We start from the raw sequence: 12716 nt of genomic DNA, 5'->3' as shown, positions 1-12716 counted from the left end.
TAACTCATCACCACAATATGAACTTACTATTACAAACTACTCATTCCACTTTAGACGCTGCAATTAAAATTACCGGTTCAAAAAGTGAAACTAATCGACTCTTATTATTGCAAGCCTTATTTCCAAATGTTACATTATCCAATACATCTAATTCTGATGATAGCGAAGTCATGCAAAAAGCATTGCAAGGAAACGAGGAAATAGTTGACATTCATCATGCAGGAACGGCGATGCGTTTCTTGACAGCTTATTTTGCTGTAAATGAAGGTCGTGAAGTAGTTTTGACCGGCTCTAAAAGAATGACTGAGCGTCCAATAAAAGTTTTAGTGGAAGCCTTGGAACAGTTAGGCGCAAAAATTTCCTATGAGAAGGAAGCTGGCTATCCGCCAATTCGAATTACAGGAAAAAAAATCACAGCTTCGAAGGTTACCATTGCAGCTAATGTAAGTAGCCAATATATTTCTGCATTGTTATTAATTGCGCCAAAATTAGAAAACGGACTAGAACTTACATTAGAAGGAGAAATCACTTCGGTTCCTTATATCAAAATGACGTTGGCATTGTTGAATGAATTGGATATAGAAACCAGTTTCAAAGGAAATGTCATTACCGTTTATCCAAAACAAGAAGTTGCATCAAAAGTAATGATAGTAGAATCGGATTGGAGTTCCGCATCGTACTTTTTTAGTCTGGTTGCTATGTCCGAAAATGCCATAATTTCATTGAATAGTTATACAGAAACCAGTTTGCAAGGTGATTCAGCATTAGTTGAAATCTACAAGCAAATGGGCGTGGAAACGCACTTTATGGGAAACAAAATGACATTGGTTAAACAACTTGATTTTAAATCGGCAACTTTAAACTTAGAACTAAATAACACACCTGATATCGCCCAAACGATTGTAGTTACTTGCCTTGGATTAGGAATAGGCTGTCATCTTAATGGACTTCATACTTTAAAAATAAAGGAAACTGACCGGCTCGAAGCGCTTCGAATAGAGTTAACAAAATTGGGAGCAAATATAGTAGTAACTAATGATAGTTTGACACTTCTTGCTTCTGATAAAATCAATCCTAATATTAAAATCGCTACTTATAATGATCATAGAATGGCGATGGCATTTGCACCTTTAGCTCTAAAAGTGCCCATTATTATCGAAAACGCCGAAGTTGTTTCAAAATCATATCCTGATTTTTGGGAAGACATGAAGAAGCTAGGTTATAATGTGTCTGAAATTTTATAAATTAAATTTCACGTAGTGCAAATTCGCTATTGTGGCATTGGACTTTTAAAAATAAATAGCAAAACACTTGACAACGCCTATCTCACAATCGTATCTTTGCAGTTGAAAGATTTTTTGGATTTTTTTAAATCCTAAATCTAAAATTTAAAACATATCATTTAATATGAAATTATCACATTTTCAATTTGATTTACCTAAAGAACTTCTTGCAGAATATCCTGCTGAAAACAGAGACGAAGCTCGTTTAATGGTTATTGATCGTAAGAAACAAACTATTGAACATAAAATGTTTAAAGACGTTATCGATTATTTTGATGAAGGTGATGTTTTAATTCTAAATAACACTAAAGTTTTCCCAGCTCGTTTATACGGTAACAAAGAAAAAACAGGAGCAAGAATCGAGGTTTTCTTGCTTAGAGAATTGAATTCTGAACAAAGACTTTGGGATGTATTAGTTGATCCAGCTCGTAAAATCAGAATTGGGAATAAATTGTATTTTGGTGATGATGATTCATTAGTTGCTGAAGTTATTGATAATACTACTTCTCGCGGACGTACTTTGCGTTTTCTTTACGATGGTTCGTATGAAGAATTTAGAAATAAATTGACCGAACTTGGAGAAACACCAATCCCAAAATACATTTCTAGAGACGTAACTCCAGAGGATGCGGAACGTTACCAAACTATCTATGCTAAAGAAGAAGGTTCTGTAGCTGCACCAACAGCTGGATTACACTTTTCCAAGCATTTATTAAAAAAGTTAGAAATTAAGGGAATTAATTTTGCTGAAGTGACACTTCACGTAGGTTTAGGAACTTTTAATCCGGTTGAAGTTGAGGATTTATCGAAACATAAAATGGATTCGGAGGAATTAAAAATTACTCAAGAAGCGTGTGATATTGTTAATAATGCTAAAGCTAAAAAGAAACGCATTTGTACTGTAGGAACAACTTCAATGCGTGCAGTTGAAAGTTCAGTTTCTTCTCAAAACACGCTGAATCCTTTTGATGGATGGACTAACAAATTTGTTTTTCCTCCACATGATTTTACAATTCCAACTTGTATGATTACTAATTTCCATACACCAAAATCAACATTGTTAATGATGGTTTCTGCATTTTGTGGTCATGATTTAATGAAAAGAGCTTACGCTGAAGCAATCGAAGAAAAATATAAATTCTACTCATACGGTGACGCTATGTTAATCATATAATTTGAAATTTATTTTATAAACAAAAAAATCTCGTCAGTAATGACGAGATTTTTTTGTTGTAATAAAATCAAAATTCTCTACTCAACTTGATAAGCGAGTCTAACTGTAATATGAGCTGTTTTATTTTTAGATTGAGTATTAAAAGATCCACCATAAGAAAAATCTTCTGAGGAGTTTTGACCTGTAATTTGGAAAACACCCATATCCGATTTTTTAAGATTCCCTAAACTGGCATTTGCATTTTCGGCGATACTTTTAGCTCGAGCACTAGCATCCTTTGTGGCTTCAGCAATCATTTGAATTTTTAACTCAGCTAGTTTTGTGTAATAATATTCAGGAGGTGAGGAGTAAAATTCAACACCTGAATTGATTAATTCGCTTGATTGTCTCGAAATTTCTTCAATTTTATCAACTTTCTTTGATTGGATGTTTACGCTTTGTGTTAAAGTAAATCCAGTGAATATCTGCTGTCTCATCGTGCCATTTTCATAATAACTAGTTTCAAACTCCTTGTTAAAATTTACTGCTGAAAAAACCATTTCATTTGCAGCAATTCCTTTACTAGATAAATAGCTTTTAATCTTTGCCCTGTCAGAATCTAATTCGGAATATGCATCTTTCAAAGTCATACTCTTTTTAGAAAAAGAGCCACTCCAAACAATTAAATCAGAAACGAAATCTTTTTTACCTGATCCAGTAACACTAATATTATCACTGCTTTTATTTCGATTTTGAAAAGCATTTGAAAACAAATACGAAGAAATTACAATAGCGATAGCGATTATAATTACGTTTAAACTGTTTTTTAGCATAATAAAATATTTTATAATTGAACAAATGTAATCAATTATAAGACCGAGAATAATTTTGGAACAGGTTCTAACTTTAATTTAATCATAATCTTAATCTGATTTTCTGCGCACTGCTTTCTTTTTTACTATTTTTACAATTCAAATTACAAATTATGATATTTAAAAATACACTTGAATTTGCACAACAACTTGATGCAAATGATGTACTCCATAAATACCAAGAAGAATTTATTTTTCCTCAAGTTAATAATAAAAAAGTTATTTATTTTACTGGTAATTCCCTAGGTTTACAGCCTAAACGAACTAAAAAGTACGTCGATGAGGTTATGGATGATTGGGCAAATCTTGCTGTTGAAGGTCATTTTTATGCTAAAAAGCCATGGTGGGATTATCATGAACGTTTTGCAGAACCTCTGGGTAAAATTGTTGGCGCTCTTCCTAGTGAAGTGACCGTTATGAACACGCTCACAGTTAATCTTCATTTATTGATGGTTTCTTTTTATCGTCCTACGAAAAAAAGATACAAAATTATTTGTGAGGAAAAAGCATTTCCATCAGATCAATACATGTTTCAGAGTCAAGTTGATTTTCACGGATACAAACCAGAAGATGCAATCGTAGAAATTAAGCGTCGAGAGGGCGAACACAATATTCGGTTAGAAGACGTTTTAGCAAAAATTGATGAAGTAGGTGAGGAGCTAGCTTTAGTCTTAATCGGTGGTGTAAATTATTATACAGGCCAAGTATTTGACATGAAAACAATAACAGCTGCAGGTCATAAAGCAGGAGCTTATGTAGGTTGGGATTTAGCACATGCCGCGGGTAATGTTAAATTACAGTTACATGATTGGAACGTAGACTTTGCTTCCTGGTGCAGTTATAAATACATGAATTCAGGACCTGGAAATGCATCGGGTTGTTTTATACATGAGAAACACCACAATGATGCAACTTTACCTAGATTTGCCGGATGGTGGGGACACAATAAAGAAAGGCGTTTTAAGATGGAACAAACTTTTGATCCAGTTCACGGTGCCGATGGTTGGCAAATAAGTAATATACCAATTCTTTCTTTAGCACCGTACTTAGCTTCTATTGATATGTTTGATGAAATAGGAATGGACGCATTGATGCATAAACGAGATTCAATCACCTCCTACTTAGAATTTATTCTGCATGAAATAGATAAGGAAACCGATAGCACATTTGAAATCATAACACCAGTAAAACCATCAGATAGAGCGTCGCAATTATCTGTTTTATTGCATGGCGAAGGCAGAAGCCTATTTGATTATTTAATGAAAAATGGTGTAATTACGGATTGGCGTGAGCCAAATGTTATTCGATTAGCACCTGTTCCTTTATACACCTCTTATGAGGACATGTATAATTTTGGACAAATATTGAAAGCGGGAATTTTAAATAAAACCGTTGTTTAACGATTTACAAATATTACTGCTAATTGTGTAGCAATACTTTGTAATATTAAGTCTTACTTTGCAAATTAAAAATTAATATAATAAATTATGAAAATAGTATATTTCTTTCTATTATCACTAGTTGTGGTATCTTGTCAAAATCAAGGAAAAATGGATGTGCAAGCAGCGAAAAAAGCAACTGTAGATTCAATGAATGTAGTAATTGAAAAACAAAGAGTCATTGATTCTATGAAACAAGAAATGGTTAAAATTGAAGAGGCCAAAGTAGAAACTAAAAAGGAAGTTATTGTTGTTAATCAACAGGCACCAAGGTCAACTACAACTACAACCAGTACAACCACTAAAAAGAAAGGTTGGAGCAATACTGCAAAAGGTGCTGTCATAGGTGCTGGAGTTGGTGCTGCAACTGGAGCCATAATTAGCAAGAAAAAAGTACAAGGAGCTATCATTGGTGGTGTTGCAGGTGCTGGAGTAGGAGCTGGAACCGGAGCTATATTAGACGGAAAGAAAAAAGATTAAACTTATCTTTTTATAATTAAAAGAGTGTTTGAATTCCTTGTGAATTGAAACACTCTTTTTTTTGTTAATAGGAATCCATGTTTTCAATTATCTCATTTGCCTTTATTTTTATTTTATACATTTCTTCTGGATTGATTTTGTTTAAAAGATTTAACATCATGGCCATTCTTTGATTTCCTTTAAAATATTCCTTTTTTTCATCTAGGAAATTCCAATATAATGTGTTGAAAGGACAAGCCTTATCGCCAAATTTTTCCTTTACATTATAGTGGCATTTAGCACAATTATTACTCATTTTATTAATATAACTGCCTGATGATACGTAAGGCTTTGTAGCAATAATTCCTCCGTCAGCATATTGTGACATCCCGCGAGTATTGGGCATTTCAACCCATTCTATGGCATCAATGTACACTCCTAGATACCAAGAGTCTACTTCGTCAGGATGGATTTGAGTAAGTAACGCAAAATTTCCAATTACCATGAGTCGTTGAATATGATGAGCATAAGCTTCGTCTAAACTTTGATTGATTGCGTGACTCATGCAATTCATTTTAGTTTTTCCTGTCCAGAAAAAATCAGGTAATTTATTGGTGTTATTCAACACATTCATCTGGGAATAATTTGGCATTTCTTTCCAGTAAATTCCTCTAATATATTCTCGCCAACCTAAAATTTGTCGTACAAATCCTTCAACTTGTGAAATAGAAATATAAGTTTCATTGGCATGATAAAAAGAAACAACAGTATTAATGACTTCTTTTGGTGAAAGCATTTTACTATTCATAGCAAATGACAAACGGGAATGAAAAAGAAATTTTTCATTGGTGTGCATCGCATCTTCATAATCGCCAAAGTGTTTCAACAAATGACTGCAAAAATAATCTAAAACAGCAAGAGATTGCTCTCTTGATGTGGGCCAACTAAAATTATTTTCATCAATATTCCCGAAAGTTTTAATACCAGCTTCATTGATTTGCACAACAAGTGTTGACACGTTTGCGTGGAAATTTTTTGCTGCTGGAATAGGAACTTCGCCTTTGTATTTCTTGCGATTACTAGCATCAAAATTCCACTGATTGCCCACCGGAGTTGAACCGTCCATCAAAATATGATGTTTTTTTCTCATGTTGCGATAAAAATTCTCCATCAACAGCAGCTTCTTTCCTTCGTAAAAATCCGAGAGCTCGTTGCGAGTTGTGTAAAAATGCTCCGAATCGAATGCTTCGGAATTCATTTTTAATTGGGAACAAATTCTTCTTAATTGTTCGTCTAAGCGATATTCATCAGGCAATTGATATTCGAATTTTTCAACAGAATATTTTTCTATACAGAATAAAATTAATTTTTCTAAATCTTGAGGGTTTTCGCTATCATTAATGTGAAAATAAATAGCCTGATGACCTCGCTCTATTATGGTTGTGTAAAAATTACGCATTGATTGAAAAAACGCTACAACTTTTTGAATGTGATGTTTAACATAATCAGTTTCTTGACGCATCTCAGCTAGAACATAAATAATATTTTCATCGCAATCTTGAAACCAAGAGTGTTGCAAATTAAGTTGATCACCAAGGATTAAGCGGAGTTTTTTCATATTTATTTTTTAATAAATGAGGTGGAAGGAATTTCTTTTCGAGCGTATTGATATCGATTAATTAATGTGGGTAAGCAATACCCATCAAGTCCATTTATAGCAACAACATTTGCTCTGTCTAATTGCAGCCAACCGTCTTTATGCTCTAAATCTTCTACAAAAAATAAATTTTCAATAGATGCAATTACGTGAATAGTATCGTTTTCTTTGATATAATATTCGTTTAAATATTTGCAGTACATTTGCACTGGACTTCCTTTTACAAATGGCGTTTCGATATTGATTTTATACTCTTCCTCTAAGTTTGTTTTGGCAAATTCAGAAATACCGGGTTCATAGTTTGCTGATGTATGATGTGCATCTGCGATCATGTCAACTGTAATGTGATTTATAGTAAAATATCCAGTTTCCTTAATGTTTTTATACGTATCACGAGGAACCGTGGTAGGACGCATAATAAATCCTATCATGGCAGGATTGCTTCCTAAATGAGTTACACTGCTGAAAATAGCAACATTTGATTTTCCATCTAAAGATTTTGTCCCTATTAAACTAGCCGATTTATAACCAGTACACGAGTTAATTAGATTTAGTCTTTCGATTTTCTCCATTTGAGAAATGTCATCTCTTGAAATGTGTTTCATATTAAATATAATTTGTAACAAATATACTTTTTGTTTAACTAATTTTAAAATAAATTAAACAAAAATTAAATTTTTTTAAAAGTCTAAAAATTCTGCTTCTCAACTTCCTGATTCAAATACTTAAAAATCATTTATATTTGTTTTTCAATTGCTACAAAAATGAAAATATTTAAAAAAGTTCTACTCGGTCTACTGTTAATCATTGCGCTTGTGATTACCACTGCGCTTATCTACGGCATATATTCAAAGCCTAAATACAAGGGAGAACAGCAACTTGCAAATATCCAAAAAGAAACAACAGTTTATTTTGATCAATTTGGAGTTCCTCATATTTATGCTTCATCATCTAAAGATGCAATGGTTGCGCTAGGTTATGTTCATGCGCAAGATCGATTGTGGCAAATGGAATTGATGCGACGCATAGCTCCCGGAAGATTATCAGAAATATTTGGATCGGTTGCCTTGAAGAATGATAAATTTTTTGCCGGCATTGGTATAGAGGATGCTTCTGCTAAGGCAATAGCAAAGTTAGATAAAAACAGCAGTAGTTACCAGTTAACAATTTCGTACTTAGATGGAATTAATCAATATCTTGCAGAAGGAACTACACCCATTGAATTTAGTTTACTTGGAATCAAAAAAGAAAAATTTACAATAAAAGACGTTTATAATATTTTTGGGTATATGTCCTTTAGTTTTGCGATGGCTCAAAAGTCAGATCCTTTAATGACCGACATTCGTAATAAATATGGCATGGAATACCTAAAAGAGTTTGGACTTGATAGCTCTTTGAGTACTACAAAAATTAAAAACGCTAAAGGTAAAGTACAAGAATACGCAGCTATTTCGAAGTCGATTACCGCAATTCTTGAATATTCTCCTATTTCTCCATTTATAGGAAGCAATAGTTGGGTTCTTGCTCCAAAGAAAACAAAGAACGGAAAAGTTATTTTTGCAAATGATCCGCATATTGGTTTTTCGCAGCCGGGAACTTGGTATGAAGCACATTTAGTGACACCTGAATTTGAATTATATGGCTCGTATTTAGCGGGAACTCCTTATCCATTGCTGGGACATAGTAGAGAGTATGCTTATGGTTTAACAATGTTTGAAAACGATGATATTGATTTATATCAAGAGGAAACTAATCCAAAAGACAGCAATACTTATAAAACACCTAGCGGTTTTACCGCCTATCAAACACTTAAAAAAACAATAAAAGTAAAAGATAGCGCTGATGTAGTTTTAAATGTCAAAATTACACGTCACGGTCCAGTGGTAAATGATTTGTTAGATGGATTGCATAGTAATAAACCTGTTGCAATGTCGTGGATATACACGCAACAGCCCATTGAAATTCTAGATGCTTTTTATTTGCTTTCGCACGCTAAAAATAAACTGGATTTTCAAAAAGGTGTTTCTCTTATTGCTGCTCCTGGATTAAATGTGATGTATGGCGATGCCAAAGGAAATGTGGCTTGGTGGGCAACTGGTCAATTATACAAACATAACGAAGGCGTAAATCCAAATTTCATTTTAAATGGTGCGACAGGAAAAGATGACATTGTTGAATATTTGGATTTCTCTAAAAATCCTTCGGCCGAAAATCCGAGTTGGAATTATGTATATTCTGCAAATAATCAACCAGAACCTGTTGACGGATTTTTATATCCAGGTTATTATCTTCCAGAAGACCGTGCTAAAAGGATTACTAACTTACTGGATCGAAAGTCAAACTGGGATATAGCGGCTGTAGGCAATATGATGTTTGACAATACATCTACTGTTTCGCCAGAAGTTGTTAAAAATTTACTTTCAAACCTCGATAAAAAAATACTTTCAGAGACTCAAAAGCAAGCTGTAGCTGTTCTAAAAAGATGGAAAGGCTCAAATAATCTGACTGATGTTGCTCCTACCATTTACAACAAATGGATTTATAATTATTTAAAAAATACTTTTGAAGATGAGCTTGGACCTGAGAAATTTAAAATATTTTTAGGCACTCATGTGGTAAAACAAATCATAGCGACACAAATTAGGAATGAAAAATCGTTATGGTGGGACAATGTTAAAACAAAAAACATTAGAGAAAACAGATCGCAAATTATTTCAAAATCATTTAAAGAATCAATTGTGGCTTTAGAAAACCAATTAGGAACTACTGTTGAAAACTGGACTTGGAATAAAGTGCATACTGTTGAGCATGAACATCCGCTTGGTAAAGTCTCGGCTTTAAAAGGAATTTTTAATGTTGGTCCTTTTGAAGTTTCCGGTGCTACTGAAGTAATTAACAACTTATTTTTTGATTATACTCCTGATGGAATCTACGAGGTAAAAGGTGGACCTTCAACCCGTCGGATTGTCGATTTCTCTGATGTAGAAAATAGTTGGAGTGTTTTGCCAACAGGACAGTCAGGAAATCCATTTAGTGCCCATTATAGCGATCAAGCTGAGCTGTACAATGCTGGAAAATTTAGAAGAATGTTGCTTAATAAAGAGGAGATTGTTAGGACTTCAACTAAATTAGTTTTAGTACCCAGTAAAAAGAAATAAATTTTAAAGTTTCTGCCATAATAAAGTGGTAATTTTGCTTAACTTTTGATAAAAATATAATGCAAACTGCTCAAAAAATTGCCGTTGTAGGTTCTGGATTAGTTGGAACCTTATTGGCAATCTATCTTAAAAAATTAGGTCATACGGTTCATGTTTATGATAGAAGCCCTGATATTCGTAATGTTGAATTTTCTGGACGTTCAATCAATTTGGTTATGTCTAAACGAGGCTGGAAAACTTTAGAGGATATTGGTCTTGATGAAGAGATTCGAAATATTGGGATACCAGTCGATAAAAGAGGAATTCACTTGCAAGATGGTAGTTACATTACTCAAAATTATGGAAAAGAAGGAGAAGCTATTTTTTCACTTTCAAGAGGGATTTTGAATAGAAAAATGATTGATTTAGCTGAGAAATCAGGGGTCAAATTCTTCTTTAATCAAAAAATTTGGGATGTTACGCTTAGCTCTGCCACGTTACATGTTGGAGAAACGGAACGTGGTGAATGGACTGAAATAAAATTTGACAAGGTTTTTGGTGCTGATGGTGCTTTCTCAAGAATTCGTCATAGAATGCAACGACAATCGATGTTTGATTATTCTCAGGAATTCATGAAAATTGGTTACAAAGAGTTGCATATTCCCGCCAATCCTGATGGGACCCATAAAATTGATAAAAATTCATTACACATATGGCCACGTGGTGAATTTATGCTAATGGGCTTGTCCAATCTTGATGGGAGCTTTACATGTACCTTGTTTATGCCGTTTGAAGGAGAAAACTCATTTGAACAATTGCAAGATGAGAAATCTTTAGTTGCGTTTTTTGCAACTTATTTTCCTGATACTGTTGCAGTCATTCCGGATCTCGTTGAGGATTTTTTTAAGAATCCTACGAGTTATTTAGTGAAAATGAAATGCTATCCTTGGACGTACAAAGATAAGCTCGCTTTAATAGGCGATGCAGCTCATGCTATAGTTCCATTTTACGGCCAAGGTATGAATGCTGGTTTTGAAGATATTACAATTTTAAATGATTTGATTGGTCAGTACGGAGATGATTGGCAAATGATTTTTACAGAATATGAAAAGTCGCGTAAACCAAATGCTGATGCAATAGCTGAATTGGCAGAGCGCAATTTCAATGAAATGAGCGCTAAAACTGCTGATGAGAATTTTCTATTACAAAAGAAAATTGAAAAATGGTTTTCAGATAAATATCCAGAGAAATGGCTGCCTTTGTACAGTCGAGTAACCTTTAGTTTACAACCTTATGCCGAAGCTTTAGCAATTGGTGAGTATCAAAATCAAATAATGCAAGAAGTTTTAAAAATTGAAAACATCGCAGAAATTTGGGATTCGCAGTTTGTTGAGAATAAAATATTAGATTTAATAAAATAACAGAAAAGGGCTCTTAGTAAGAGCCCTTTTCTGCACAATCTACTTTAGTTGCTGGTTTTAATAACACTCGTAAAGTACTGTCATTATTAAAATAACTAAACATCCAATTGATAAAGATTGAAAGCTTATTCTTAACACTTAAAATCAGCATTAGGTGTATGAACATCCAAGTAAACCATGCGAGTCGTCCTTGAAAACTAAATTTTGGCAAGTCAACAACTGCTTTCCGTTTTCCTACAGTTGCCATAGATCCCTTGTCATGATATTCATATTCAATCTTAGATTTATTTTTTAAACTGCGCTTAAAACTATTTGCTAATACTTTTGCTTGCTCAATAGCTACACTTGCGACTTGAGGATGGCCATTAGGATATTTTACTGTAGTCATAAAAGCGATATCGCCAAGTGCATAAACATTCTCTAGATTTTCGATCTTATTAAATCGATCAACAATAAATCGACTTCCTCTTGTTATGCTCTCTAAAGGAATTCCTTCGAGTGTGTTACCAATAATTCCTGCGGCCCAAATTACATTAGTGGATTTAATGCTATCGCCATTCTGTAAAATTACATTTCGGCCATCATAATTACTGACAATAGTACTTGTTTTTACAATCACACCTAATTCTTCTAAATATTTACGTGCCATTTTTTGAGAATCAACACTCATCGGATTCAAAACATTTGGAGAACCCTCTAATAAATATATGGTGAGTTTAGAAAAATCTTTATCTGGGTAATCCTTCGGAAGAATATTTTTCTTCATCTCTGAAAGAGCACCTGCAAGCTCAACTCCAGTAGGTCCACCGCCAACAATTACAAAATTCATTAGCGCCTGTAATTCTTCAGGGGAGGCAATTAAGGCATCCTCGAATGTTTGCAAAATCTCATTCCTGAGCTGAATGGCCTCCGGAACTGATTTCATAGGAAATGCAAATTTTTCTATTTGAGCATTACCAAAATAGTTTGTAGTACAGCCAAATGCAATAACAAGATGATCGTAATCAAAGTCTGCTATGGAAGTTTTTAAAATTTTGTTTTCCGTATCTACTCTAATTACATTTGCAATTCTAATCCGTACATTTTTTGAATGCTGAAATACTTTTCTTAGAGGAAACGAAATACTCGCAGGTTCAAGTCTAGCAGTCGCGACTTGATACATCAAAGGTTGAAATTGATGGTAATTGTTTTTGTCGATTAATAAAACGTCAAAATCTGTGTTTTCCAAATCTTGCGCTAAGCGTAAGCCTGCAAATCCAGCACCAATAATTACAATTTTCTTTTTAATTCCCATA

10 protein-coding genes are annotated in these 12716 nt (G+C 33.7%); 6 read left to right on the top strand and 4 right to left on the bottom strand.

Translation table 11 applies throughout. The features are described from left to right. The first annotated feature begins 17 nt into the window (after positions 1-17). Positions 18-1244 (top strand): 3-phosphoshikimate 1-carboxyvinyltransferase, encoded by a 1227-nt coding sequence (locus tag BUA99_RS04445; RefSeq protein ID WP_072988841.1) that lies wholly within the window; start codon positions 18-20, stop codon positions 1242-1244. Between the two features lie 163 nt (positions 1245-1407). Further along, on the top strand, positions 1408-2457 hold the full coding sequence (queA, locus tag BUA99_RS04440; RefSeq protein ID WP_072988838.1) for a tRNA preQ1(34) S-adenosylmethionine ribosyltransferase-isomerase QueA: 1050 nt from the start codon (positions 1408-1410) through the stop codon (positions 2455-2457). A gap of 77 nt (positions 2458-2534) precedes the next feature. Here queA and BUA99_RS04435 read toward each other — a convergent pair whose 3' ends face one another. Beyond that, on the bottom strand, positions 2535-3269 hold the full coding sequence (locus BUA99_RS04435; protein ID WP_072988836.1) for an SIMPL domain-containing protein: 735 nt from the start codon (positions 3267-3269) through the stop codon (positions 2535-2537). Between the two features lie 152 nt (positions 3270-3421). Between BUA99_RS04435 and kynU the strand changes: the two genes are divergently transcribed. Together kynU and BUA99_RS04425 are read left to right on the top strand one after the other, a co-directional pair. Further along, on the top strand, positions 3422-4708 hold the full coding sequence (kynU, locus tag BUA99_RS04430) for a kynureninase (RefSeq protein ID WP_072988833.1): 1287 nt from the start codon (positions 3422-3424) through the stop codon (positions 4706-4708). A gap of 87 nt (positions 4709-4795) precedes the next feature. Continuing rightward, the gene (locus tag BUA99_RS04425; RefSeq protein ID WP_072988831.1) at positions 4796-5227 is read left to right on the top strand and encodes a YMGG-like glycine zipper-containing protein; all 432 of its coding nucleotides are present in this window, start codon (positions 4796-4798) and stop codon (positions 5225-5227) included. A gap of 64 nt (positions 5228-5291) precedes the next feature. Here BUA99_RS04425 and BUA99_RS04420 read toward each other — a convergent pair whose 3' ends face one another. Next, a complete protein-coding gene (locus tag BUA99_RS04420) occupies positions 5292-6824 on the bottom strand; it encodes a cryptochrome/photolyase family protein (protein ID WP_072988829.1) in 1533 nt (510 codons plus the stop codon). A gap of 2 nt (positions 6825-6826) precedes the next feature. Continuing rightward, positions 6827-7468 carry a flavin reductase family protein gene (locus BUA99_RS04415; protein ID WP_072988826.1) on the bottom strand — a complete coding sequence of 214 codons (642 nt, stop codon included), beginning with the start codon at positions 7466-7468 and terminating at the stop codon, positions 6827-6829. Positions 7469-7627: 159 nt separating this feature from the next. On the opposite strand from BUA99_RS04415, the gene BUA99_RS04410 reads away from it, so the two are divergent. Both BUA99_RS04410 and BUA99_RS04405 read left to right on the top strand, forming a co-directional pair. Beyond that, a complete protein-coding gene (locus BUA99_RS04410; protein ID WP_072988822.1) occupies positions 7628-10021 on the top strand; it encodes a penicillin acylase family protein in 2394 nt (797 codons plus the stop codon). A gap of 59 nt (positions 10022-10080) precedes the next feature. Further along, entirely contained in the window at positions 10081-11421 is a 1341-nt protein-coding gene (locus BUA99_RS04405; protein WP_072988820.1) for an FAD-dependent oxidoreductase, read from the top strand. Positions 11422-11434: 13 nt separating this feature from the next. Here the strand turns inward: BUA99_RS04405 and BUA99_RS04400 are convergent, their stop codons facing one another. Next, entirely contained in the window at positions 11435-12715 is a 1281-nt protein-coding gene (locus BUA99_RS04400; protein WP_072988817.1) for an NAD(P)/FAD-dependent oxidoreductase, read from the bottom strand. Position 12716: the final 1 nt, after the last annotated feature.

The sequence above is a fragment of the Flavobacterium segetis genome (genome assembly GCF_900129575.1).
Classification (GTDB): Bacteria; Bacteroidota; Bacteroidia; order Flavobacteriales; family Flavobacteriaceae; genus Flavobacterium; species Flavobacterium segetis.
This window is presented reverse-complemented; position numbering and strand designations above follow the sequence as displayed.